This is a genomic window from Streptomyces sp. NPDC001530 (assembly GCF_042894545.1).
GTDB lineage: Bacteria > Actinomycetota > Actinomycetes > Streptomycetales > Streptomycetaceae > Streptomyces.
Window position 1 is genome coordinate 132,665 of the sequence record NZ_JBIAVS010000005.1, and the last position, 22,949, is coordinate 155,613.

31 protein-coding genes and 1 tRNA gene are annotated in these 22,949 nt (G+C 69.7%); 12 read left to right on the plus strand and 20 right to left on the minus strand.

Going from position 1 to position 22,949, the window contains the following annotated elements; translation table 11 throughout:
- The first annotated feature begins 3 nt into the window (after positions 1-3).
- Together ACFY0T_RS11115 and ACFY0T_RS11120 are read left to right on the plus strand one after the other, a co-directional pair.
- Entirely contained in the window at positions 4-1,152 is a 1,149-nt protein-coding gene (locus tag ACFY0T_RS11115) for a barstar family protein (RefSeq protein WP_388867401.1), read from the plus strand.
- Between the two features lie 51 nt (positions 1,153-1,203).
- Positions 1,204-1,770 carry an SMI1/KNR4 family protein gene (locus ACFY0T_RS11120; protein WP_388867404.1) on the plus strand — a complete coding sequence of 189 codons (567 nt, stop codon included), beginning with the start codon at positions 1,204-1,206 and terminating at the stop codon, positions 1,768-1,770.
- A gap of 77 nt (positions 1,771-1,847) precedes the next feature.
- Here ACFY0T_RS11120 and ACFY0T_RS11125 read toward each other — a convergent pair whose 3' ends face one another.
- Positions 1,848-3,092 (minus strand): APC family permease, encoded by a 1,245-nt coding sequence (locus ACFY0T_RS11125; protein ID WP_388867407.1) that lies wholly within the window; start codon positions 3,090-3,092, stop codon positions 1,848-1,850.
- A 202-nt stretch (positions 3,093-3,294) separates the two neighbouring features.
- Here ACFY0T_RS11125 and ACFY0T_RS11130 point away from each other — a divergent pair, with 202 nt between their 5' ends.
- The 4 genes from ACFY0T_RS11130 to ACFY0T_RS11145 all read left to right on the plus strand — a co-directional run bounded on the left by ACFY0T_RS11130 (position 3,295) and on the right by ACFY0T_RS11145 (position 4,794).
- Positions 3,295-3,561: a GlsB/YeaQ/YmgE family stress response membrane protein gene (locus ACFY0T_RS11130; RefSeq protein ID WP_388867410.1), complete on the plus strand. Its 267-nt coding sequence runs from the start codon at positions 3,295-3,297 to the stop codon at positions 3,559-3,561.
- Between the two features lie 354 nt (positions 3,562-3,915).
- Positions 3,916-4,314 carry a hypothetical protein gene (locus ACFY0T_RS11135; RefSeq protein ID WP_388867412.1) on the plus strand — a complete coding sequence of 133 codons (399 nt, stop codon included), beginning with the start codon at positions 3,916-3,918 and terminating at the stop codon, positions 4,312-4,314.
- Positions 4,311-4,562, plus strand: coding sequence for a hypothetical protein (locus ACFY0T_RS11140; RefSeq protein ID WP_388867415.1), 252 nt, complete (start codon positions 4,311-4,313; stop codon positions 4,560-4,562). The genes ACFY0T_RS11135 and ACFY0T_RS11140 overlap by 4 nt, the downstream gene beginning before the upstream one ends.
- 67 nt (positions 4,563-4,629) lie before the next feature.
- Entirely contained in the window at positions 4,630-4,794 is a 165-nt protein-coding gene (locus ACFY0T_RS11145; RefSeq protein ID WP_306511108.1) for an Rmf/CrpP fold protein, read from the plus strand.
- A gap of 93 nt (positions 4,795-4,887) precedes the next feature.
- On the opposite strand, the gene ACFY0T_RS11150 is transcribed toward ACFY0T_RS11145, so the two are convergent.
- Both ACFY0T_RS11150 and ACFY0T_RS11155 read right to left on the minus strand, forming a co-directional pair.
- Entirely contained in the window at positions 4,888-5,097 is a 210-nt protein-coding gene (locus ACFY0T_RS11150; RefSeq protein ID WP_388867418.1) for a hypothetical protein, read from the minus strand.
- The gene (locus ACFY0T_RS11155) at positions 5,094-5,282 is read right to left on the minus strand and encodes a hypothetical protein (protein ID WP_388867421.1); all 189 of its coding nucleotides are present in this window, start codon (positions 5,280-5,282) and stop codon (positions 5,094-5,096) included. The genes ACFY0T_RS11150 and ACFY0T_RS11155 overlap by 4 nt, the downstream gene beginning before the upstream one ends.
- 242 nt (positions 5,283-5,524) lie before the next feature.
- On the opposite strand from ACFY0T_RS11155, the gene ACFY0T_RS11160 reads away from it, so the two are divergent.
- Genes ACFY0T_RS11160 through ACFY0T_RS11170 form a run of 3 tightly spaced genes read left to right on the plus strand, consistent with a single transcriptional unit; the run spans position 5,525 to position 7,166 of the window.
- A complete protein-coding gene (locus tag ACFY0T_RS11160; protein ID WP_388867424.1) occupies positions 5,525-5,782 on the plus strand; it encodes a hypothetical protein in 258 nt (85 codons plus the stop codon).
- Positions 5,757-6,290: a DUF6879 family protein gene (locus ACFY0T_RS11165; RefSeq protein ID WP_388867427.1), complete on the plus strand. Its 534-nt coding sequence runs from the start codon at positions 5,757-5,759 to the stop codon at positions 6,288-6,290. Before ACFY0T_RS11160 ends, ACFY0T_RS11165 begins: the two co-directional genes overlap by 26 nt.
- 24 nt (positions 6,291-6,314) lie before the next feature.
- On the plus strand, positions 6,315-7,166 hold the full coding sequence (locus tag ACFY0T_RS11170) for a helix-turn-helix domain-containing protein (RefSeq protein WP_388867430.1): 852 nt from the start codon (positions 6,315-6,317) through the stop codon (positions 7,164-7,166).
- A gap of 55 nt (positions 7,167-7,221) precedes the next feature.
- On the opposite strand, the gene ACFY0T_RS11175 is transcribed toward ACFY0T_RS11170, so the two are convergent.
- The 11 genes from ACFY0T_RS11175 to ACFY0T_RS11225 form a co-directional block, all read right to left on the minus strand.
- Positions 7,222-7,560 (minus strand): DUF6303 family protein, encoded by a 339-nt coding sequence (locus ACFY0T_RS11175; RefSeq protein ID WP_388867433.1) that lies wholly within the window; start codon positions 7,558-7,560, stop codon positions 7,222-7,224.
- Positions 7,557-9,776 carry a phage tail tape measure protein gene (locus tag ACFY0T_RS11180; RefSeq protein WP_388867436.1) on the minus strand — a complete coding sequence of 740 codons (2,220 nt, stop codon included), beginning with the start codon at positions 9,774-9,776 and terminating at the stop codon, positions 7,557-7,559. Before ACFY0T_RS11180 ends, ACFY0T_RS11175 begins: the two co-directional genes overlap by 4 nt.
- Before the next feature lie 7 nt (positions 9,777-9,783).
- The gene (locus ACFY0T_RS11185; protein WP_388867439.1) at positions 9,784-10,491 is read right to left on the minus strand and encodes a hypothetical protein; all 708 of its coding nucleotides are present in this window, start codon (positions 10,489-10,491) and stop codon (positions 9,784-9,786) included.
- Complete coding sequence (locus ACFY0T_RS11190) at positions 10,488-10,634, minus strand: hypothetical protein (protein WP_388867442.1); 147 nt, start codon at positions 10,632-10,634, stop codon at positions 10,488-10,490. The genes ACFY0T_RS11185 and ACFY0T_RS11190 overlap by 4 nt, the downstream gene beginning before the upstream one ends.
- The gene (locus tag ACFY0T_RS11195) at positions 10,631-11,140 is read right to left on the minus strand and encodes a helix-turn-helix domain-containing protein (RefSeq protein ID WP_388867444.1); all 510 of its coding nucleotides are present in this window, start codon (positions 11,138-11,140) and stop codon (positions 10,631-10,633) included. Before ACFY0T_RS11195 ends, ACFY0T_RS11190 begins: the two co-directional genes overlap by 4 nt.
- Complete coding sequence (locus ACFY0T_RS11200) at positions 11,133-11,732, minus strand: hypothetical protein (protein ID WP_388867447.1); 600 nt, start codon at positions 11,730-11,732, stop codon at positions 11,133-11,135. Before ACFY0T_RS11200 ends, ACFY0T_RS11195 begins: the two co-directional genes overlap by 8 nt.
- On the minus strand, positions 11,725-12,045 hold the full coding sequence (locus tag ACFY0T_RS11205; RefSeq protein ID WP_388867450.1) for a hypothetical protein: 321 nt from the start codon (positions 12,043-12,045) through the stop codon (positions 11,725-11,727). The genes ACFY0T_RS11200 and ACFY0T_RS11205 overlap by 8 nt, the downstream gene beginning before the upstream one ends.
- A 391-nt stretch (positions 12,046-12,436) precedes the next feature.
- The gene (locus ACFY0T_RS11210; protein WP_388867453.1) at positions 12,437-13,954 is read right to left on the minus strand and encodes a phage/plasmid primase, P4 family; all 1,518 of its coding nucleotides are present in this window, start codon (positions 13,952-13,954) and stop codon (positions 12,437-12,439) included.
- Positions 13,954-14,478 (minus strand): hypothetical protein, encoded by a 525-nt coding sequence (locus ACFY0T_RS11215; protein WP_388867456.1) that lies wholly within the window; start codon positions 14,476-14,478, stop codon positions 13,954-13,956. The genes ACFY0T_RS11210 and ACFY0T_RS11215 overlap by 1 nt, the downstream gene beginning before the upstream one ends.
- Positions 14,479-14,617: 139 nt before the next feature.
- Positions 14,618-14,995, minus strand: coding sequence for a hypothetical protein (locus ACFY0T_RS11220; protein ID WP_388867458.1), 378 nt, complete (start codon positions 14,993-14,995; stop codon positions 14,618-14,620).
- A 149-nt stretch (positions 14,996-15,144) separates the two neighbouring features.
- Positions 15,145-15,363 (minus strand): helix-turn-helix domain-containing protein, encoded by a 219-nt coding sequence (locus ACFY0T_RS11225; RefSeq protein ID WP_388867460.1) that lies wholly within the window; start codon positions 15,361-15,363, stop codon positions 15,145-15,147.
- 89 nt (positions 15,364-15,452) lie between these two features.
- On the opposite strand from ACFY0T_RS11225, the gene ACFY0T_RS11230 reads away from it, so the two are divergent.
- Together ACFY0T_RS11230 and ACFY0T_RS11235 are read left to right on the plus strand one after the other, a co-directional pair.
- The gene (locus tag ACFY0T_RS11230; protein ID WP_388867463.1) at positions 15,453-16,295 is read left to right on the plus strand and encodes a helix-turn-helix domain-containing protein; all 843 of its coding nucleotides are present in this window, start codon (positions 15,453-15,455) and stop codon (positions 16,293-16,295) included.
- Entirely contained in the window at positions 16,288-17,646 is a 1,359-nt protein-coding gene (locus tag ACFY0T_RS11235) for a tyrosine-type recombinase/integrase (RefSeq protein ID WP_388867465.1), read from the plus strand. Before ACFY0T_RS11230 ends, ACFY0T_RS11235 begins: the two co-directional genes overlap by 8 nt.
- Positions 17,647-17,665: 19 nt before the next feature.
- Here the strand turns inward: ACFY0T_RS11235 and ACFY0T_RS11240 are convergent, their stop codons facing one another.
- Complete coding sequence (locus ACFY0T_RS11240; protein WP_388867468.1) at positions 17,666-18,154, minus strand: YajQ family cyclic di-GMP-binding protein; 489 nt, start codon at positions 18,152-18,154, stop codon at positions 17,666-17,668.
- A gap of 223 nt (positions 18,155-18,377) precedes the next feature.
- Here ACFY0T_RS11240 and ACFY0T_RS11245 point away from each other — a divergent pair.
- Positions 18,378-18,459, plus strand: a tRNA-Tyr gene (locus tag ACFY0T_RS11245).
- A gap of 134 nt (positions 18,460-18,593) precedes the next feature.
- Here the strand turns inward: ACFY0T_RS11245 and ACFY0T_RS11250 are convergent.
- The 5 genes from ACFY0T_RS11250 to ACFY0T_RS11270 all read right to left on the minus strand — a co-directional run bounded on the left by ACFY0T_RS11250 (position 18,594) and on the right by ACFY0T_RS11270 (position 22,920).
- Complete coding sequence (locus ACFY0T_RS11250; protein ID WP_388867470.1) at positions 18,594-20,006, minus strand: tyrosine-type recombinase/integrase; 1,413 nt, start codon at positions 20,004-20,006, stop codon at positions 18,594-18,596.
- Positions 20,007-20,066: 60 nt separating this feature from the next.
- Positions 20,067-20,255: a helix-turn-helix transcriptional regulator gene (locus ACFY0T_RS11255; RefSeq protein ID WP_388867473.1), complete on the minus strand. Its 189-nt coding sequence runs from the start codon at positions 20,253-20,255 to the stop codon at positions 20,067-20,069.
- A gap of 156 nt (positions 20,256-20,411) precedes the next feature.
- A complete protein-coding gene (locus ACFY0T_RS11260; RefSeq protein WP_388867475.1) occupies positions 20,412-21,668 on the minus strand; it encodes a DUF3631 domain-containing protein in 1,257 nt (418 codons plus the stop codon).
- Positions 21,665-21,853: a hypothetical protein gene (locus ACFY0T_RS11265; RefSeq protein WP_388867477.1), complete on the minus strand. Its 189-nt coding sequence runs from the start codon at positions 21,851-21,853 to the stop codon at positions 21,665-21,667. The genes ACFY0T_RS11260 and ACFY0T_RS11265 overlap by 4 nt, the downstream gene beginning before the upstream one ends.
- Before the next feature lie 152 nt (positions 21,854-22,005).
- Positions 22,006-22,920: a bifunctional DNA primase/polymerase gene (locus tag ACFY0T_RS11270; protein WP_388867480.1), complete on the minus strand. Its 915-nt coding sequence runs from the start codon at positions 22,918-22,920 to the stop codon at positions 22,006-22,008.
- Positions 22,921-22,949 lie beyond the last annotated feature (29 nt).

Below are 22,949 nucleotides of genomic sequence, written 5' to 3' on the forward strand. Positions count from 1 at the left end.
TACGTGCTGCTTTCGTACGACGCCGAGGCCGAGTTCAACGGCGCGGACGGGTACGAGGAGACATGGGCCACGTGCGCGGACGCCGAGGGTCTCTTCGACGATCCGCCCCCTCCCGCGCGGGGGACGTACGAACTGCTGGGATGCGTGCCGGAAGGCGAGTTGAGTATCGCCCTGGCACGCGCGCGTGCCGAAGGTTCGGCGCCACTTGGCTCCCTCGCCCTGGAAACCCTCGACAAGAAGGGCGAACGCGTCGGCGTGTGGCTGTGGCACTTGGAGGACGTACGCGTCCTCGGCGACCGCCCGTGCGCGCGTGACCTCTCGCTCCGCGACATCACCATCGAGGCGTCCGAGTCCGAGGACAACGGGTCCGACTATCCGCAGTGCCCGCCGCTCTCCCCGGGCTACCGGCTGCTCAGCGCCGAGGAAGCACCATGGGGTACGTGCAAGGACTTGGCGCACGTCCGGCACGAACAGCGACCCGAACCGATGGAGACCCCGCTGCGGCTGCTCGGCTGCATACCTCGCGGAGCCCTCCAGTCGGCACTGAACGCGGGCGAAGAGGACTTGGGGCACGCGAAGGTGCTCCGCCTCGACAGGCACGGCCGCACCGTCCAGTCGGCCGTCGAGGGCGAACTCACCGCGTGGATCCCGTCCGCGCGGGGTCGCGGTCTGATAGACCTCACCCTCGAACCCTGGTCGGAGCGTCCACCGACCGCGGCCTCCGAGGTCTGGGACCTGTGGGGGGAGGGCCGCCCGTCCGAGCCCAGCCTCTGGGCTCGATGCAGTGCCAAAGGCCGTGACTTCTGGCTCAGCACGGCCCGGGTCAACCGTGTACCCGGTGAGCCGGACGATCCCCCCGGCGCCACCTACCACCTCGACGGCCGCCACATCACCGACGAGCCCGGCTTCTTCTGCGCGCTCGGCGAAGCGGTGAACGGTCCCGGGGGGTACTTCGGCTGGGGCCTCGACGCCCTCAACGACTGCCTGCGCGGCCGCTGGGGTGCCGAGCCGCCGCTCACGCTCGTCTGGCACGACGCGGACGTCGCCCGCACCTGCCTCGGCGTCACCCCGCACACCGGCTACCGCCCCCTGACCTTCGAAGAGTTGCTCGCGTTCTTCGCCGAAAAACGCGTCGACGTCCGTCTCGCTTGAGGGTTATCCACAGGCCGCCCGATTGTCAGTGGCGCGCTGCATCATGAACCCATGACCGAAATCGAGCAGTTGCTGGCACGGGTCGCCTCGGGGGCCCGCAACACCCGCCCGTGGGGCTGGCCGTCGCTCCCCGAGCCCGTGGACGCGGCCGCGCTCTCCCGTGCCGAGGCCGCCCTGGGCTTCGCCCTGCCGCCTCTGCTCGCCGCGCTCTACCTGCGTATAGGGGACGGCGGATTCGGTCCGGAGTACGGCCTGTTGCCCCTCCTCGACGGCCCACCGTCGGGTGAGCCGGCGGTCGTTCCGCAGTACCTCGCCAACCGCGAGAGCGGCCGCAAGGACCCCGACTGGCCCTGGCCCGAGGGCGTCCTGCCGATATCCCACTGGGGCTGCGGAATGTACGCGTGCGTGGACTGCCACAGCCCCGAGGGCACAGTCCTGCTCTTCGAGCCGAACGCCGACGACGCCGACCACGCCTGGTACGTGGACGCACCCGACCTCGCGACCTGGCTGCGCGCCTGGCTCGACGGCACGGGCTGGTACGAGGAGTCCAACGACGGCATGGACATGGACCCTTGGCCCGACTTCCGCATACGCACGGCGGCGGCGCAGGCCTCGTAGCCCACGGCCCTGCCCCGGGGCCGGTGCAAGGGCGCGGCCACCGTCGGCGTCGACGGTGGCGCGTCACCCCGTCGGGGCTACCGCGAAGTCATCCACCGTCGCACGCCGTACGCCGCAGCCCCCACCGCCAGCACCGCCGCGCCCACGACCACCGATACCCCCGGCAGCGCGAACGCCAGCGTCACGCACCCGACGAGTCCCACCACCGGCACGACCCGCGATGCCGGCGCCGAACTCAGCGTCCAGGCCGATGCGTTGGCCACCGCGTAGTACGCCAGCACACCGAAGGAGGAGAACCCGATCGCGCCCCGCACATCCACCGTCGCGGCCAGCGCGGCGACCACCGCGCCCACGGCCAGCTCTGCCCGGTGCGGCACCTGGAAGCGCGGATGCACGGCGGCCAGGGCGCCCGGCAGATGACGGTCACGGGCCATGGCCAGCGTCGTCCGCGATACGCCCAGGATCAGGGCGAGGAGTGAGCCGAGCGCGGCCACGGCGGCACCCACCCGCACCACCGGCACGAGCCCCGGCACACCGGCCGCCCGCACCGCGTCGGCCAGCGGCGCCGAGGCGTGCCCGAGCCCACCCGAGCCGAGCACGGAAAGGACAGCCACCGACACCGCGGCGTACACCACGAGCGCGATGCCCAGGGCCAGGGGGATCGCGCGCGGGATGGTGCGGGCCGGATCCCGTACCTCCTCACCGAGCGTCGCGATCCGCGCGTACCCGGCGAACGCGAAGAACAGCAGCCCGGCCGCCTGCAGCACCCCGCCCGCGCCGGCGGAGACTCCGATGTCCAGCCGCCCGGCGTCGGAGGCGTCCGAGCCGAGGCACACGACCACCACGGAAGCGAGGACCGCCAGGACCACCGCCACGATCGTCCGCGTCAGCCGGGCCGACTTCTGCACACCGCCGTAGTTCACCGCGGTCAGGGCCACCACGGCCGCCACCGCCACCGCATGCGCCTGTTCCGGCCAGACGTACGCGCCCACGGTGAGCGCCATCGCCGCACAGGAGGCCGTCTTGCCGACGACGAACGACCAGCCCGCCAGATACCCCCAGAAGGCCCCGAGCCGCTCGCGCCCGTACACATAGGTGCCGCCGGAGGCGGGATACAGCGCAGCCAACCGCGCCGAGGACATCGCGTTGCAGTAGGCGACCACGGCGGCGACCGCGAGTCCGAGCAGTAGCCCGGATTCGGCCGCCCGCGCCGCAGGGCCCAGCGCCGCGAAGATCCCGGCACCGACCATCGAGCCGAGCCCGATGACCACGGCGTCCCCGACGCCGAGGGTGCGCCGCAACTCGGAACCGGACTGTGTCATGCGCCGCACCCTACTGATCAGTGCAACCGGCAGACACCGCGGTGACGTCCTGTTCATCAACACGGCACCAACACGCGCGCAACCCGCGGCAGGCAACACAAACGCAGGCACCAGCAGAGTCACAGCCCGGCCGGACCGAGAACAGCGCCGGATCACAGCGCCGGGACAGCGTGGGCACAGCGCGGAAGGGCAGGTTCAGGGCATGGGCATCATCGGCTGGATCATTCTGGGGCTGTTGGCCGGCGCCATCGCCAAATTCCTGCTGCCGGGACGCGACCCGGGCGGCTTCTTCGGGACGACCCTCATCGGCATCGCGGGCGCGTTCATAGGCGGCTGGATATCGGCCCGCTGGCTGGACCACCCCATCACCAAGCACTTCTACGACGGAGCCACCTGGGCCGCGGCGATCGGCGGTTCGCTGGTCCTGCTGGTCATCTACCGCATCCTGTTCGGCGATTCGCGCCGCTGAGCGCGTACCCCGAGGCCGCGGCCAGCAGGCGAGAAGGGTGGGCACTCCGGTGCCCACCCTTCTTCGTACGTCACCGCCGGCGGTCGTCCTACCGGTAGTTCACGTACCGCCCGCTTGATCCTCTGACCTGCACGTGATCCCCGAAAGGGCGATTGACGTGCGAAAACTACTGACAGTATTTGCCAGTGTTTCACGGCGTTATCCGCGGCCTTGTGCCCTCGTTGTGCCCTCTGGCCCCCGAGGTCCTCCGACTCCCGCTCGTCTCCACCCCCGGAGACACGGCGGCCCCGAACCGGTGATGACAGCACCGGCCGGGGCCTTGATCCGAACCCCTTCCGATCAAGGAGTCAGACCATGAGCATCACAGTACCGATCCCAGAGCAGCTGACCGCCGCGCAGGCAGACGGCCGTGCATGCGTCGCCTGCGGCAGCGAGGAAGCGGCCATGCGGCCGGTTGGCGACCGCGCCGGCGTTCAGCTCTTCGCATGCGTCGCGTGCATCGACCGCGCCAACGCACCCAAGTCCGCCGGCGAGCCGCTGTGGGGGCACGCTGCGGACCATGTGCGCGATCGCCTGTCCGCGTACTGTCCGCCCGTGGATGTCGCGCGCACGGTGGCGCGGCGGTTCCTCGACGAGGCGCACGCCATCGATGTGGACACGGCGCACGCCGCGAAGATGTACGCGTCGTGGGGTGCCGTGACGGCGGTGCTGAGCCAGTTGCTCGACGCGCTCGACGCGGAGGAGCGCCAGTGAGCAAGCAGCAGCGGTTGTCCGTGCGCCGCACGCCGGACTTTGACAACGATCTGGCCCTGTTGCAGGGGCCGGGTGTGACGGCGTCGGATGCTGTCCGACACGCGGTGCGGCTGCTCGCGCAGGCACACCGGTACGCCGACCAGCGGGCGCAGATCCACGGCGGCCAGCGGCCCGCCGCACTGTCCATTCGGACCCGTGACCTGTTCCCGGTTGCACCGGCGGCCGACGGGGACGAGCAGGGCGTGTGACGCCGCAGGGCTCATCCGTCGGACACGGGTGGGCCCTGTCATACGTGCAGGTCAAGACAGGGGGACGATGGGTACGCGCGAGTCCATTGCACGAGCAGTGATCGATGGCACTGAGGCCGGGCGCCGAGGCGACCCTCCGACCGTTTGCCCCTACCGCGGCATACTGCGCACCGCATGGATCAAGGGTTACGCGCGCACCGCGCCACCCCTGCCCGACAACGGCGACGCGTAGCACGCGAGAGCGGCCCCGGCCGGGATTCCGGTCCGGCCGGGGCCTGGTCCCGCCTATCCCCCGGAGCTCACGGGGTACGGGGACGGGCGGGGGCTAGGTGCGCGCGGCGCGGTACGCCCTCCACAGCTGGTCCGCCGTCGAGCATCGCCGCTCTCCGTACCCGCAGCCGTCGCACCCGGTGGCGTGGTTGATGTAAGCCCGGTATGCGGTCTGCATGCGGCTGTACGTGCCGCTGTCGGCGACCCGCTGCATGTGACCGGACGCGCTGCCGGAGTCGCGCCACTCCCAACGCGTGCCGCTCATGACGCGCTGCCGTCGTGCGGGTGGTTGCGGATCTCGACGCTGCAGTCCGTCGCCCGGGACGGGTTACCGGCGGCCGCGTACTCGGCCCGCTGCCGGGCGAGGGCACCGCAGACGCCACAGCCATGCGCCGGGGGCGGCGGGTCGAGAGGCAGTCCGAGGGTGATGGGCAGTTCCTGGGTCGTCATCCGCATGCCTCCGCCGGCGAGGGCTGCCCGGGCACCAGGGCGCGGCGTGTGCGCGAGCAGAGGGGTAGGGCTACCGCTGGTCACGACGCTAGGAGCGTGATGTGCAGCACGGCCAGCAATGTGCATGGATGTGCGCACACACATCTAAGGAGCCGACCGACCGATTCGCACCCTTGACGGCGTGGCGTTCCCGGCATCAGGTTGGTGCACATCCGCGCACGACCACGACGCTGGAGGCAGTCATGGACCTACAGTTCATCGGCATCGACCCCGACACCGGCAAGAACGGATCGCCCACAGCATGGGTGGACCAGGAGACCGCGGACATCGTGATCCAGAGCTACACGGCCGACGAGGCAACCCAAGCGCAGTGCGTGGACCGCACCGCACCCGGGCACGCCAAGAGCATCCCCGACCACGAGACCGTGATCCGTATCCCGGCCCGCCTGGTCCCGATCCTGAGGGAGGCCTGCGATGCCGCAGAACGTGCCCAGCTTTGACGGGCTGTTCGAGGCTGCGCAGCGCTCCGCCGTGCACCTCGAGATGCGCGACCAGTACGCCGTCGGAGACGAGGCCGAGGACTTCAACACCTGGGCGCAGACCGGCCATCGGGACACCGACCCCGCCTCTGAGTACTGGGCGCCCTGGACCGACATGATCTCCCGGGCGGTCGCCCGCGGCGTCGTCGTCCGCCGGGCCCGCATCGTGTCCGAGCCGGTCACCGACTACATCCGCTACGAGCACGCCGGGACCGTCGTCAACGTCGCCGCCGGCGAGCAAGTGCGGTGGCTGCCCCGGTCGCGCGCGGTCGACCTGATGCTGCCGGGCGCCGACCTGTGGATCTTCGACGGGGCGCAGGTGTTGTTCAACCACTTCACCGGGGACGGCAACTGGGCATCCCCGGACATGGAGTTGCGGACCGAGCCGGGCATCGTCAAGCAGTGCGCGGACGCGTTCGAGGCGATCTGGGACCGCGCCATCCCGCACGACCACTACGAGATCCGCTGACAGAGAGAGCACTACGGCCAGCTCATGTCCATCTCCCCGTCTTCCTCGGCCCAGGCCGCCCGCGAGAACGTGGCGCGGCAGCTCCGCGACCTGAGACGAAATGCCGGTCTGACAGTCACTGAGTTGGCCTCCGAGTGCGGCTGGCATCACGCCAAGACCAGCCGCATCGAGAACGCCCGCACGCCGCCCTCGCCGACGGACATCCGCCTGTGGTGCCGCGCGACCGACGCCGCCGACCAGGTGGCGGACCTGATCGCGGCATCGCAGCATGCGGAGTCCCTGTACCGCGAGTGGCGGCAGCGCGTGCGCACGGGCCTGGCCAAGCTGCAGGACAGCTACGTCGAGCTGTACCGATCGACGGAGCTGCTCCGCGTCTACTCCCCGGTCTTGATCCCTGGACTGCTGCAGACGGAGGGCTACGCGAAGGCCCTGCTGAGCATGAACGCCCGCTTCCTCGGTGTCCCCGACGACGCCGCCATTGCCGCGGCGGCGCGCGTGCAACGCTCCCAGGTCATCCATGAGCCGGGCCATCGCTTCGTGTTCCTCATCGAGGAGGCGGTGCTCTACTACCAGCTGGGCGACGAGGACGCGATGGCCGCGCAGCTGGGCTATCTGCTGACCGCCGGGGCGCTGCCGCAGGTGTCCTTCGGCATCATCCCGGCCGGGACGCGGGAACGTGATCTGTGGCCGCAGGAGACGTTCGACGTGCATGACGACACCCTGGTGTCAGTCGAGTTGCTCTCGGCCGAGGTGAACGTCACGCAGCCGTCGGAGATCGCTCTGTACGTGAAGGCGTTCGAGCAGCTGCGGAGCATGGCCGTGTACGGCGCGGAGGCGCGCGCCCTGATCGTGAAGGCCATCGACGCCCTGCGTTGAGTCCTGACGCACGACAGCGCCCGGCGTCCTCGCGGTGAGGGTGCCGGGCGCTTGGTCAACCGCGTGCAGGCTCTGCGCCGTCTGCGGGTAGTTCCTCCACACCCAACGGACGTACCTCCGTGTACGCGGCCAACATCACGTTGCCTTGCTCGTCGACGCCCTCGGTCCACGTCCACGCCTCCGGCCCGCCGCGTACGACCGCGTAGCCGAGTGAGGCGAGGGCGTCGTATCGCTGCATGAGGGACGGCGGCCCCGACTGGTCCGGCCACGCCACGGACAGCAGCGACAGGCCTGACAAGTCCGGCCGGGCAAGGTGGAGCACCCATTCCCCTATGCCGCCCTCGACTCTCCAGCCGAGGGCCGCGTGCGTGGTCTGGCCGTCAGCCACAGTCACGACCTCCCCGTGACGGCGAACTGCACGTTCCCACCGCGCGAGCCGACCGCGCCGCGCATCAGGGCGAGGACCAAGTCAGCGGCGCCGCCGTTGTCGCGGGAGGTGAGCTCGATCGTCAGCGGTCCGGATCCTCCGGCTCCCCCGGACACCGCGCCGCCGGTCTGAGCGGCCACATGCGCCGCGGTGGCCTGCCCAGCCGTCGGGACCGAGACAAGGTTCCGCATGGTCTTGTCGATGACGCCGGAGTTTTCCTCTGCACCCATGGCGACGCCGGCCGGGATCCACCGGCCAACCTCGTCGGCCAGCACGCGCGACGGCGAATTGATGCCGAGCGCCTTTGCAATCGGCCCCGGGATGATGGCCTTAGCCCAGCCGATCAGCGTGTCCTTAAGCCAGCCGCCCATGCTTTTGATGCCGTTCCACAGGCCGCGTACGACGTCCTGACCCTTACCGATCAGCAGCCCCGACAGGGAGCCGATAGCGCGGGATATCTGCCCCGGAAGGCCGCGCACCCACGTAATGAAACTGGTGACCTTCTGCACGGACGCGTCACGGAAGGACTGCCATCCGCGCGTTGCAGCACTGCGCAGCGTGCTACCCATGGCGCCGATTGCCGAACCGATTTGACCGGGCAAGCTCGCCAGCCACGTGACCAGTTCGAGGCTCTTACGTATGGCAAGGTTCTTCATGTCGCCGAACCAGTCGGCCACCCACCCCGGTATCGCGGCGAGAAAGCCGACCGCGAGCAGGATCCCATCCTTGGCCGAGGTGATCTGTTGCAGCACCCAGTCCCACGCAACAAGCGTCGCGGCCTTGATCTGGTCCCAGTAGGTCATGACGAGAATGACCAGTCCGGCGAGCGCGACCGCAATGCCGCCGATGATCCAAAACATTGGGTTGGCCAACATCGCCGAGTTCATCGCCCAGACGCCGAGAGAGGCGAGGAAGAACGCCGTGCCCAATGCAGTCACACCCAATGCGGCGGCCTTGAACACGCCAGAGTGTTCCTGTACGAAGTTAAAGAACTCGGTCATTTTCGGAATGACGTTGCGGCCGAGGAAGTCGACAAGGCTCTGTTGCAGCTTGCGCTTAAACTGCTCCACCTGTGTGGAGGCGTTGTCGCGCAGGGTGTCGCCTGCCTTGTCCGCTGCTCCGCTGAAATCCCCTAGCCGCGAGGTTGCTTGCGACGGGTCCACCGCCAAAAGTGCGTCCTGCATCGTGAGGGCTTCCTCACCGAACAGGGACACCATGGCGGCGGAACGCTTCGCCGGGTCCTTCGTCTGCCGCAACTTGTCCATGAGGTCGTCAAGAGCCTTACCGGCGGCCGGGCCACCCTCGGCGAACGATTTCGCCATGGCCTTACCGTTCAGCCCCAGACTGGTGAACACGTCCGCGGAAGATGACGCGTTCGCGGCCATCTCTTCCAGCGCACCCGTGAGGGTCTCCGCGGACGGGGCGCCCGCGTCGAGGCCTTGCAGGACCGTGCCGAGCGCCTGCTCACCCGTGAGGCCAAAGTGGCTGAGGTTGTTCGCGGACTGGGTGATCGTCTCGGTCAGGTCACCAAACCGGTTGGCGCCCCGGTCGGACGCATGGACGATCATGTCGAGTGCTTCGGTGGCGTTTTTCGCCAGACCGTTGCGGACCATGGCGCCGGCCGCGTTGGCGGCGTCGCCCATATCAATCTCAAGCTTCTGGGACAGGTCCGAGACCTTCGTAGAGATGCTCTCGATCTGGGCGTTCGTTGCGTCGGGCCGCAACAGCCCCGCGTTCATCGTTGCTTTGATCGCGTCCGCGGCGCCCTGGAAATCCTCCGTGATCGCGTTCGCGTACAGCTCGCCTGCGATGTGCCCGAGCCGCTCCGCCTCGGGCCCGGTGGCGCCGAGTTGTGCGCCAAGTTTGGCGCTGATCTTCTCCTGTTCCATCGCCGAGGCAATGCCGCCCATGAGGGCGGCGCCGAGCGCTCCGCCAACTGCGCCGAGGGCGAGGCCCTTGAGCTTGCCGGTGATGGACTCGCCGGCCGTGTCGGCGCCGTCGCTGGCGCCCTCGTCGAGGCCCTCGCCGAGGGCGTCGCCGGCGTCCTGCCCGCCCTCGCGGGCGCGCTGGGTGATGCGGGACAGTGCGGACCGCAAACGGGACTGGAAGCCGTTCAGGCCCTGCTCGGCCTCGGTGTCGTCCACGGTGATCGTGGCGGCAAGTTCGCCTACGGTGAGCGCCATCGGGGCATCACTCCCCGCCGGAGGGTGTGGCCGGGCGGGCGGCGAGGGCGAACTCGGCCCGCACCGCGGGAACCTGCCTCAGCACATCCTCGGCCTTGCTCGACAGGTACTCGACCTTCTCGGACACGGCGGCCTGGTCGACGGCGTTCGGCACGGCCAGTCCGATCGCGGCGGCGACGGCGAGAGCCGGCGTGATGCCCACACACGCGACGGGCTGCGGCTGGTAACGCCACACGGTGTCGTGATCGGCGGCCACCCCGTACCGCTTGCCGACCTCGTGCGCGGGCGCGACCCCGGCGAGCTCCAGCTCGGCTCCGATCCGCTTCACACGCTCGGTCATGCCCAGGATGCGCTCGCGGCGGGCGGCGGTCGCCGCGTACAGGTCGGCGAGTGCGTCGACGGCGGCCCGCATTTTCGCGGCGAGCTCGGCGGAGTCCTCCTGCTCGACCAGGGCGCCTACTTCGGCGGCGACCTGCTCGGCGCGGGCGTGCCTGTCGGCGTCCTCGGCGGCGGCCATCTTGCGGCGTGCGGCGGTGATGCGGAGGTCGGCGAAATCGGCGAGCTCGCGGGCGGCGGTGAGGTCCTTCGGCGTCACGGTGTCGTCGCCGGCGCGGACCTTGTCGGCGAGGGCGGCGGCGAGTTCCTCGGCCTCAGTCTTCTCGGCCTCGGCGGCGGCGAGAGCATCGCGGGCCTGCTCGGGGGTGGGGGTCTTCACTGCTGCGGCTCCTCGGGCTGGGCGGCCGGCGCGGGCCGCTGGATGGCTAGGTCGTGGGCGACGGCGGCCCGTAGGGCGTCGTCCTGCGGGGGCGGTTGCGCCTGCTCGTATCGGCGGCTGATGGCTGCAAGTAGCGCGATCATGCTGCGGTTCTCCCGTGGCGGTAGTTGTCGAGGGCGGCCCGGTCGATCGCCCATGTGCGGGCGCCGATCCGGCGGGCAGTGATAGCGCCGGTGCGGGCGAGGCGCCGCACGTACTCGGGTGTGCAACCGAGTAGTGCGGCGGCTTCCGGCACCGACACTTCCGTTCCCGTAGACACGTTGCCGGTCGGGGGCGGCGCGGTGCCGTTATCGGAACTGTGTTCGATATCGATGCGCTGTGCGGCCGTGTGGAGCGCGTACAGGAGTTGGCGGACGCCGGGGCCGATCTCTCCGCCGTCGGCGCGCACACGGGCCGTCAGGTCGCGGACGAGGGCGCGCAGTACGTCCCCGGCGACGGCCGACGGAATGACGACCGATCCGTCGGGCCGGACGAGGTCGAGGGGCGGTTCGTCGGGCCGGTTCCTACGGATTTGGTATCCGCTGCTGTCGGCATTGCCCCTGCTCGGGGTAGGGGTGCTCACGCCGTGGTCACGGCCGGGGCTACTCATCGGCAGCACCGGAGGCGTCCTGGTGTCTGTCGACGGTGGTGCGGGCGGCACGGTCCGCGGCGATGCGCTGCTCCAGCTCGGCGAGGGACGGGCCCCCGGGCGTGTAGCAGGCGCGGGCGGCGTCAGCGACGCTCATGCGGTCCATCGCGTCGCATCCGGCGCGCCAAACGCGAGCGGCGCGGTACATGGCCTCTTCGCGGGCGGCTTCCTGCTCGTGCTGCTCGCGTTCGAGGCGCTGCAAGATCGCTTCGACCTCGGGGGCGAGGCGGCCGGCGGCGCGGTCGCTGGCGAGGCGGTGTAGGGCGCGGTCGAGGACGGCGCGGGCTGCGGCGATGCACTCGGCGCGTGAGGGAAGCGGCTCAGCCATGGTCGTTGTCCGTTCTGGCGAGTGGCGCGGCCGTTCGTCGGCAGCGTCGGGGGACGGCTCAACGCGGCTGCGAGCGGCGAGGTTGCGCAGCTTGACGGCGTGCCGTGCCGTTAGGCCGAGGCGACGGCGCTCGGCGAACTCCGCACGGTCGGACTGCTGTTGGGCGCGGCGTACGCGTACGGCGGCGATGCGGGCCGCTATCGCCTGCTCGGCATGGCTAGCCACGGGCGCCACCTGACCCGCGGCGGGCAGCCTTGCGCATGAGTCGGTCGAGGTTCTGCTGTTCCCGGGCCAGGGCGGTGCGGTGGCGGGTGGAGTTGCCCTCGGCTTCGGTCGTGTCCTTGGCGAGCCGGTTGAGCGTGTCCGCGGCGGCGAGGGCGATGCGCTGCACCTCGGCGAGTAGGGCGGGATCGTGGCGCCGGCCTTCCTTGGCGAGGCGTGCTAGGGCGCGGCGGAACTGGCGGTTGGCGTCGTCGAGCTGGTTGCGGCCGGGGTAGCCGCTCGGCTGCTCGTCAGGCGTGGTGGGGCTGCTGTGCATGGGGTTGGTCCTCTCGTACATGTCCGCGCGGCTACGCGCGAGGGGGCTCGCGACCGGTCGCGGACGCGGTCGCTGCCTCTCAGGTGCGCGCGCGAGACAGGGCGTGCCGCGCGGCGACAGGGGCGGTGGGTTGTGCTGGGGCGTTTGGTGGGGGGCGGGGCGTGGTCCGGGTGTTGGTCCGGATCGGTCCGGGGGCGTTCGGCCCGTGTTTCCGCTGGTCATGCGGGGGTGGTCCGGGTGGTCCGGGCGAAGTCGCGGAACTATTTCTGAGTGGTGCTTGCGGGTGCGTGCCTGCGTGTGCGGGAAACTTTTTGGAATTGCCCAGACCACCCGGACCGGGGGGTGTGACCTGCGGGTTTGCAGGCCAATCACCTGGACCGATCCCGGACCACTACCCGGACCACCTCGGACCGGTGGCGGGCCGGTCGAGGCGTACGCCGAAGTAGGTCGGTGTCCGTACGCCACCGATACGGCGCTTGGACTCCTTGATGCCGACGCCAGCGGCGAACAGGTCGCGGCTGAACGTGGCCTTCGTGCCGCTGTAGTCGCGTCCCTCGCTGCGGCACCAGTCGCGCCACGCCTCGTACAGGTCGTCTTTCGGTACGTAGGCTTCGGGGTCGACGTGGCACCAGTCGTCGAGGAACGCGCGGATCGGGCTCGTGCTGGCGGCGAGGAGGGCGACGGCTTCGGCGGACGATGTGGGCTCGACGAGGCGTCCGCGGGTGGTGAGTCGGTCGAGGCCGTCGAGGGCCCAGTTCAGGATGCCGGGCATCTCGCGGGCCAAGTCCCGTTCGAGGGTGGTGTCTTCGCGGCCGAGGTTGCTGATTGCCATGGTGAGGATGAGCAGCCGGGACGCGATGGCGCCGGACGAGTCGCGGAACGCAGGCAGTTCGTTCGACAGCAGCATGAACCGCGCCGGGAGGCGCCCGGACCATGGTTCCTTGTGCTTCCGGTCCACAGTGACCGCGTCCTCGCCGGAGATCGTGAGCAGGCGCTCGACGATGGTCTCGGCGCCTTGCCGGGGCAGGCGGGCGTCCGCAACGATGGCCAGGGACTTTCCCACGAGGTCGGCAAGGCCGAAGTTCGTCGTCAGGCTCGACATGGTGGGACCGGTCATGTTCCGCTTGCCGACCAACGCGGTCAGGGTGCGGGCGATCGTGCCCTTCCCGGACCGCATCGGGCCGACGATGAGCAGCATCTTTTGCAGGTCGGTGCGGCCGGACAGGACGTAGCCGAACCATTCCTGTAGGGCCTGGATCGCCTCGGGGTCGTCGGGCCAAATGGAGTTCAGGAAGGCGAGCCAGCGGGCCGGGGCGGGCGCCTGTGGGTCGTAGTTGAACGGCACTGACACGCGGTTGAAGAACATCGGCGTGAGCGGGTGCAGGGCGCGTGTGGCCACGTCGAGGAGGCCGTTTTGGCACGCGACGATGGTCCGCCGGTCGCCCTCGCGGTCGGGGGCTGCAAGCCACGTCGGGGGCTCGGTGTCGGCCGGCAGGTGCACGATCGCGGCCATGGCCTCCATGAGATTCGCGACCTTTGCGGAGGTCGGCGCCCAATCGAGGGTCTTTTCCTGCCCGTTGCGGTCAGTGGCGGTGTAGGTGGCGTACTCGACGCGGGGGTACAGCTCGGCGCGCATCGCTGCGGCGTCGTCTTCGTCCCAGTGCGGGCCGCACCACCGCATCCATGTACCGCGCCAGTGGCGCAGCGTGAACGTGCCGTGGGCCTGCCAGTCGGGGAGCAGGGCGCGAGCAACGGCCATGGGGTTGGTGGGTGCGGGAAGGTGCAGCGAAGCGGCCGGCGTCTCGTTGAGCGGCGGCTCATAGTCGGGGGTGAGGTGGGGGAACAGCCGAACCACCGGCTCAGGCTCGGGCCTGGCCGGTGGCACGGAGTCGCCGTATGCGGCGGTCATCAGGCGGCGTGCTCCTGACGCTGGTTGGTGGGGAGGTCGGCTTGGCGGCCATCGATGTGGTGGCGATACCAGCCGGGTCGGCCGGGAATGGTGACGGGCGGCCAACCTGGGGTGGCGGTGACAGGGCGTGGCGGGCGGTGGCCAGCGCGGGCGCGGATCTCGGTGGCGGAGATCCGCCTGGCAAGGGCCGGGGCGATCCGACGGGCCTCGGCGTTCGCGTCGGCGATCACGCGGCGCCACCATTCCTCGGGGTCGTCGGCGAGTAGCCGGTCAAGTTCGTCGACCTCGGCGCGGTGGCGGCGCCACTGCTCGGCGGCCTCGAAGATCGCGGCGGCTTTCCTGGGGTCGTCGACGAGCAGCGTGCGCCACGCGGGCGAGCCGTAGGGCGGCCAGGTGTCGACGCCGAGGGCGGTCACCTGGGCGGACGCCCACAGGGCGACGGCGTCGGTCTCGGCGGGGTTCTGGTGGACGGCAGTCATGGGCGCCGCCTGCGGCGCGGTGCGACGTTGTACGCGGTGCCGCATGGCGCCTTCTTCTCGCCCATCGACGCGTGGCGGTGCCAGTTGCCGCAAGAGGGGCAGCGGACGGCGTACTCGGTTCGGCCCTTGGTGGCGACGAGTACAGGGGACACTCGGCCGGGCATGGCGGCGGACGGGGCGGCCTTCATCGGGCATCGCCCCCGAGCGCGCGGGTGATCGCATGCAGGGTGACGGCGGCCATACGGCGTGCGTCGCGCGGGTCGTGGCCGGTCTGCTCGGCCTCGGCGGCACGGTCGCGAATGAACTCCTCGGCGGTGACGATGAACAGGCGCAACCGGGCTTCGCTGTGCGGGTGGATCCCATCGTGGAAGGTCTCGCCGTGTACGAGGGCGTCGGCCAGGTCGTCGACGGCGCGGGCGACGCGGACTCGCGGCATCGGGTTGCGGGTCGGCCCGCTGGCGGCCTGCGCGAGGGCGGCAGCGATTGCGGCGCGCGCCTCGTCGAGGGCGTCGGCGGGGTCGGTCGCGGTCGAGGCCAGGGCGGGGGTGATGGTGTCTGCCATGATGGCTGTGGTGCTCCGGTCTGTGATGGGGCCGGTCCGCGGCTTGGCGTTCGTGGGACCGGTCCCTTTCGGTTTGTCTGGGGTGCCGCGGCCGTCAGCAGCGGCGTTTCCGGTGTTCGCAGCACCGGGCGCCCTGCTGGCGGCTGTTCTCATGCCGCGATCGTCTGGACGTTGAGCCACTCCTCGATGTCGTCCCAGCGGGCGCGGAGGTGCTTGCCGACCTTGATCAGCTTCGGCCCGCCTCCACGGCTGGACCACTGATAAACCGTGCCGATCGGCACGTCGAGGTAGTTGGCTATTTCCTGGGCCGTGGCGAGCTTCCGTCGCTGTGCCGGAGTGGTTTGGGGATGGGTGACGCGGCTGGGCATGACTCTCCAGTGAAGAGAAGGGAATCTTCCGCTGCACCGATCTTGCCGTTGTCTGGCGTCTTCGTCAAGCGAACGATATTGTTCTCTCCATGAAGCAAGACGCCGGACAGGAATCCGTGCCAGACCACGGCTCCAAAGAGCCAATGACGGAGGAGGCATGGGCTGTTGAGCTGGAGCAGGCACCCGCTTTCAGCGCCGCGCTCGGCCGACGGCTACAGGACCTTCGAGAGGCCAAGCAACTTACTGCTGAGGAGATGGCCCGATCTGCCCAGCGTCTCGGCCTGTCGTGGCATCGTCCGACTGTCGGCCAGATCGAGAAGGGGAAGCGCGGGATCACCGCGCCGGAACTCCTGTTGCTCCCGCTGCTGTACGGCGTACCTCTGGCTGAACTGTTGCCGGAAGGCGCGGTTTGGCTCACGGACCAGGTCGCCGCCCGGCGAGAGGCGATCCTGTACCTGCTGGACCGCGGCGGTAGCGAGATGCGCTGGTCTGCCTTCCAGAAGCCGGGCCACTGGCACCTCAAGCGAGATGAAGACTTCAGCGTTGAGGTCATGGCCGACCTCGCCGCTCGCTCCCTGGCCCGATGGCCCATGGTCGCGGACACACGACGCGACTTCTGGGAGACGCCGGACGAGGCTGAGATCAAGGCAGCGAAGCGGCTGGACACGACACCCGAGTACGTGGCCTACACGGCACGCGAGTTGTGGGGGCGCGGACTTGCAGCCGAGCGGGACGCGCGGCTCGCCGAACGTGCGGAACTGCCGGAGTCGCCGCGGGCACTCCAGGCCGCGCGTGGGCACATTACCCGTGCCCTGCTCTCCGAGTTGGAGCCAGCTATTCGAGAGCACGAGAAGAACCGCATTGACCTGGACAAGGGGTATCGCTGGGTGCACCGGAGCGAGATCGAGGGGGAGGAGCCGGATCATGGCTAACGTCTACGACCGGTGGCACTTGAGCCGCCCGCGCAAGGGTGCCAACCCCTGCACCGAGCACAGCAGCAAGACCCGCACCCTCGTACCGTCCGCCGACCACGGCAAGGGCAAGCGGTGGCAGGTCCGTTGGCGCGATGCGGCGGGGGAGCAGCAGAAGGAGAACTTCGCGAAGCGCAGCCAGGCAGACACCCGCGCGGCGACCGTTCAGGCGGACCTCGACCGCGGTCTGTACGTCGACCCCGCTGCGGGCAAGGAGAGCTTCCGCTCTGTCGCCGAGCGCTGGCGCACCTCGGCCGTGCACCGCGGCGGCACCTCGTCGCGCGTCGAGCGGGCCCTACGGCTGCATATCTACCCGACGTTCGGCGACCGCCCGGTCGTGACGATCCGGCCCTCGGAAGTGCAGGCCTGGGTCAAGGACCGGTCGCAGGTCCTCGCCCCGTCCACGCTGCGGGTGACGTTCGCCTACCTGGTCACCGTGATGCACACGGCCGTCCGGGACCGGACGATCGCGCTGAACCCGTGCGCCGGCATCAAGTTGCCGGAGGTCCGGCGAGCGGAGATCGTGCCGCTACACGCCGATGCCGTGCGCGCACTGATCGAGGCCGCGCCGCCCCTGCACCGCGCGATGATCCTGCTCGCCGCGGCCTCCGGGCTACGGCAGGGCGAGGTGTTCGGCCTCGAAGTCGACTGCATCGACTTCCTGCGGCGAGAAGTGACGGTTCGGCAGCAGCTCATCACCCCGGACAAGGACACCGACGCCGACGAGGACGAGACACCCGAGCCGTACCTCGGAGAGCCCAAGACGCACGAGAGCTACCGCACGGTGCCGCTGGCCACCCCCGCGGTCAACGCGCTCGCCGCGCACCTCCAGCAGTATTCGGCGGTCGGGGTCGACATCGAGGACCGCACGGACCCACGGAAGCCGAAGCGACGCAAGGCGCAGATGCTGTTCAGCAACGGCCGCAACGAGGTGATCAAGCGGGCGAGTTGGTCGCACGTGTGGGCGCGGATGGAAGAGCGGGCGAACGAGGCGCTCGGCAGGGCCTACGCGGAGGCGTACGCGGCATGGGTGCAGAGCGGTCGGCCGGAGGGCCAGGAGCCCGCACCGGTCCGCGTGCCGGAGGGCGCGAGCATGCACGACCTCCGGCACTTCTACGCCTCGGCACTGATCAAGAACCGCGAGAGCGTGAAGACCGTTCAGCGGCGGCTCGGTCACTCGAAGCCGTCGATCACGCTCGATATCTACACGCACCTCTGGCCAGATGACGAGGACACAACGCGGGCGGCCATTGAGGCGGTCCTCGGTGATGTGCCCGCGTTGTGCCCTCCGGCCGCGGCCATTTTGAGTTAGTGCAGCTCAGAGGGTTAGATCACCGGTAGTTCACGAACTGCAGCGCGAAGTCGAAGTCCTTGCCCTTGAGGAGCGCCTGCACGGCCTGCAGGTCGTCACGGCTCTTCGAGCTGACGCGCAGCTCGTCGCCTTGGACCTGTGCCTTCACGCCCTTCGGGCCCTCGTCGCGAATGATCTTCGCCACCTTCTTCGCGTTCTCCTGGGAGATGCCCTCCTCGATGGTCGCGAAGATCTTGTACTCCTTGCCGGAGAGCTGGGGCTCACCGGCGTCCAGCGCCTTCAGCGAGATGCCGCGCTTGACCAGCTTGGTCTCGAACACGTCGAGGATGGCCTTCACCCGCTCCTCGGAGTTCGCTTCCATCAGGATCTTCTCGCCGGACCAGGAGATGGAGGCGCCGACGTTCTTGAAGTCGTAGCGCTGCGAGATCTCCTTGGCGGCCTGGTTGAGGGCGTTGTCGACCTCCTGCCGCTCGACCTTCGAGACGATGTCGAAACTGGAGTCGGCCATGTCCTGTGGCTCCTTGTATCGGGTGTGGATCGGGGTGCATGGGGATGCATGGGGGCGGCCGTCGAGCCCGGCATCGGTCCCGGGCCGCATCCGCATAAGCCTAGCCATCCCCTTCCCTCCAAGCGCCGATCAATGGGGTGGCGAAGCACCCCCAGCCATCAGGTATCGTTTACGTCGTTGCCAGGGAGCACCGCCCCAAAGCGGGTCTCACAGCAGCAAACCCGGCGGTGTGCCCGAGCGGCCAAAGGGAGCAGACTGTAAATCTGCCGGCTCAGCCTTCCCAGGTTCGAATCCTGGCGCCGCCACATGAAGGTAGACCCTCTCCGAACTGCGGAAACGTAGATCGGAGGGGGTCTCTTCGTATTCGAACAACGTCATTCGAACGAGGGTCGAAATGCGTGGCTTGTCTCACCTGATCTCGGGTGAGTCCCAGGTCTGATCAGTGCGTGTCCCCCAGGCGTCCCCCGGGGGAGAGGCCAGCCCCGTCCCATTCCCGCAGGCCAGCCTCAATCTGGAGGTTCGCCCGCTCCTGGGCTTGCGCCAGAACCTTCGCGTAGACGCGTAGCAGCACGGCTACCGAGTGTCCGGCCCGACGTGCGACCTCCATCGGGTCTACCCCGCTGTAGAGCCAGAACGAGACCCCGGCGCATCGAAGGTCGTACGGTCGCCGGGCGAGCGGCGATGCCTCCTGCTCCGGCGTCAGCGCGTCGCCTCGGGCGCTTGCCCACACCTCGCCATATCCCGTGTCCTGAATCACGCCCCCACGATTTGTGTGGAACAGGCGGCCGTCCGGAGCAGTGCCATAGCGCTCGATGTGCCAACGGAGCATCGCGACGAAGTGGGGAGGGATGGGCACCACACGCGAGTCTCGCTGCGCTCGCGCCTTGAGGTGGCGGACTTGGTGGGCCCGACCGTCGTCCGTCCAGTCGCGGCCGGCGTGGACGATCCCGCCGCGAAGGGTGAGCTTGCCCCATCCCCTCTTCGGCAAGTGGCACTGGGGCGCGGTCAGCCCAACCGCTTCGGCGGGGCGCATAGCGGCGTAGTACAGGCACCCGAAGAACGCCTCAAGGTGGGCACCCCGATCGCCCTGCCCCCGTACGGCCTCAAGCAGAGCCCGCACCTGACGAGGGTTGGCGACGCTCGCCGGGTCAACCTCTTCGGTCGACTTCGGCGCCGACCACTTCACGGTGGACAGTGGGTTGACCGGAACGCTGAAGTAGCGCCGTTCGACCGCGAGCCCCAAGACATCGCTGAGGCATGCCCTCTTGCGCCGCGCCGTGCGCGCGCCGGCGGAGGAGCCGTTGAGCAGTGTCGACAGGGCGTCCAGAGCCAGACGGAGCGTGGCGGGGTCTTCGAGAGCGGCCACGGGCAGGGAGTTCTTCTCCAGCCAGCGGAGTGCGTCCGTGACGTCGCTGGGGTGCTCCTGGGGCCAGCGACTCTTGTTGTACGCCCAGCCGTACAGGGCGGTGCGGAGTACGCGGGGAGAGGGCTGCCCGACGGTTGTCTTCACGAGCGCGGGAGTGATGGTGGCCAGGGCGTCGGCGTCGTTGCGGCGCGACTTGGCGGGGAGCTTGTCCCACCTGCGGTCAATGTACGCGCGCGTGTGCTCGTACCAGGTCACGGAGCCGTTGAGCGCGCGGAGTTCGGAGGCGGGGAGGCCAGTCTCCACGTCGAACTGTTCGCCCTTGCGCAGGGCGGTCATCAGCTCCGAGCGACGGCCGTCAGCCTGGGCTTTGACCGTGTAGCTCTTGGAATGCTTCTGGGTGCCCACAAGCCACCGGACGCGGTAGGGCTTCGGGCGGTCGCGGCGGGTTTCGATGCTGTAGATCCTGACGTCGTACGTGAGGGGCATGGCTCTCCGAGCAGTGAGAGAGCCCGCCCCAAGTGGGGCGGGCTCGATGGGGCGGGGTCGTCAGGCGGCGCGTTCCTCGCAGCTCTCCCACCAGGCGTCAAGGTCATTGCGGCTGACGCGGACCTGACCGTTGGGGAGCTTGCGGAGACGGGGGGCCTGGCCGCGGGCGCGCATGCGGTAGAAGGCAGCTCGGCTCATGCCGATCTCTTTGAGGACTTCGGGGAGCTTGAGCATCTCGAGGCGTGCCATGTTGCGACTCCTCGTCTTGAGGCCTCTGAGGGATCCGCAACATCCGCCACGCCGCAACATTGCTGGTCAGCGGCTTGGATTTGTGGCGGACGGCGGTTGTGTTGCGGATAGGTGCCGCCACGCGACTGGGCGGCGGCACCTATCGAGTGCGGCTGGTCAGCCAGCAATGCGGAGTTGGCGTGTGTCGGTTTCCGTGAACTCGTGGCGGCTCTCGGAAGGGCCTTCCGCCACAGATTCACCCCCGTCGACCTGCGATGTTGCGGACGTTGCGGATGTTGCGGACTTCTCGGGGGGAGGGGGGCAGTAGCGGGCCCACGCGTCGCTCAGATCCTCCGAGTAGTAGCCCTTCGGGGTGCCGCTGCCGACACGGATGCCGCGCGGCCGGATGGGGCTGTTGTCGGGGCGGACGTACTGGCTCAGGAGCTTGGACAGGCCCCGGGCCGTCAGCGCCTTGCCGTCGTCGGCCAGGTCGGCCCACGGAGCGTCATCGAGGCCCAGGAGGACTTCGAGGATGGCAGCGGTGGGCATGCGGTCGGCGCCGCAGAACACGCGGTCGCGAAGGTCGGTCAGGAGGCGGACACCAACTGAGGCTTCGTCGCCTTGCTGCGCGGACTTGATGAGGGTGATGCAGGCGGCGCGGGCCCGCTCGGGCCAGTGGCCACCGGCTGCGTCTGCGACCGCGAGAAGGGGTTCCCACACGTCGGCTGGCCGGTCGGAGACGCCCTCAGGCATCTCTGGCCACGCTGCGGCGATCTGGTCGTGGATGGTGGCGGTCCAATCGGCGAGCCGGTCGCGCAAAGCGTGGCCCTGCTTCTCGTGGACACGCCGGCGATACGGTTCGGCCTTCTCGTTGGGGGCCTTCTTGCGCATGCGGATGATGACCGAGCGGGTCAGGATCGTGTCGGGTAGCGAGCCGAGTCCGGCCATGGCGACCGCGCAGAACGAGGAGAACCACTCCGTGTTCTGGTTGGATCCGTCACCGACGCAGCGCAGGGACTTGGCGCCGCGCCGGTAGCCGGAGTTGAGGAAGCCGCGAACTTCCTCGTTGCCCCCGGCTTTGGGCCCGAACACCGTGTCGATCTCGTCGAAGAGCAGCGTCGGCGTTCCTCCGTCGGCTTCCACGAGCCGGAAGAGTGCGTTGGCGGAGGCGTTGACGGTGGTGGCCGCGCGCGGGGTGAGGGTTTCCACGATCTCCAGCGCGCGGGACTTGCCCGACCCCGGCTCCGGGGAGAGGAACGCCAGGCGGGCGGTGCCGTCGAACGCGTCGATGAGGTGGGCGTGGGCGTCCCACAGGGCGACCGCGACGTAGGCGGCTTCGGTGGGGAAGACGTTGAAGCGACGGTGGAACGCTTCGACCTCATCGAGCAGGGCCGCGCCGTCGATGGACGGCTCGGACGTGTTGGCGCTGGTCATGCGGTGTTCCTCCCTTCCTGTGCGGGGGTGGTGCGGTGGGGGCAGGTGCCGACGTGGACGCGGGTGGTCAGTTCGATGACGGCCTGGCGCCTGCGGGCGCGTTCGTGGTGGCCGCAGGCGCACAGCCAGTCCGCGACGGGCACGCCCGTCATGCGGATCTGCAAGCCGGGCTGAGTGCCGGTCACAGTGATCACGGGCGGTCGTGGGGGAAGGGCTGAAAGGACGGCCTGACGGCCGCCGTCCTTCGTGCCACGGCCTCCGTCCAGGTCCGGAAACGACGGGCAGGTTCGGCCTGGCGTGGGCGTATGAGGCTTTTCAGGGCGGCGGGGTTGGGTGTTCACGCGGCCTCCCGCGGGCGGCAGGTGCGGATGGACCAGTCCAGGGCGCTGCGGATGGTGGTCCGGCACTCGGTCACCGGCAGTCCGGCCGCCTCGCCGGCCGCCTGAAAAGCCTCCTCCACCACGTCTCGGGCGATCTCGCCCCAGGCCACGAACCGTCCCAGGGCGCGGGCGCCCACCAACAGCCGGTTGTTCCGCCCGCCCTCCGAGGTGCCGCGGACGGCGGCCGTCTCGCGTTCCAGCGCTACCGTGGCGCGGGGGGTGGCCTGCCCCCAGATGAGGAGCGGGGCGGGCGGCGCTGCGGGCGTGGGAGGCGCCTGGAGTGCGACCAGGAGCCAGGCGGGCAGGTCCGCCACGGGCAGGTCGTCGGCCACCTCGTAGGCGCCCTGTCGCGTGGTGCTGCCCACGGCCACGACGTTGCCACCCCAGGCGCGGGTGTCGACGTACGGGGCCAGGGTGCGGGAGGTGTTGTGCAGGCGGAGGCCGGGCGGGGCGGTGAAGTACAGGTGCATGCCGCCGGAGGGCGTCCGCACCGTGTAGGTGGCGGGCCAGGGCACTCCGGCGCGCTCGCAGAGCGCCAGGAAGTTTGCCGCGCCGTCAGGCGCGTCCGAACTGCCCTTCCCGCTCTGTTCCTTGGGCACGTCCAGGTCGACGACGACCAGGCCGGAGGGGCCCGGGGCGATGCCGACGTTGAACGCGCCCGCGGTCCAGGCGGCGCGGATGCGGTCAGGGTCGGTGGTGGCGCGCTGCTCCCACTTCACGTGTCCGTCGGCGCATTCGTCGGCGAGGCGGCAGGCGCGCTCGCCGTGCAGGGCGGAACCCTTGCCGCCGGGCCGCAGTGGGTGGACGTGCCAGCCGCGGGCGGCGGCTTGCAGCGCTGCGGACAGCAGCGCGGAACGTGCGTCATGCGTCATGCTGGAGTTCTCCAGTTCTCTGAAGTGGT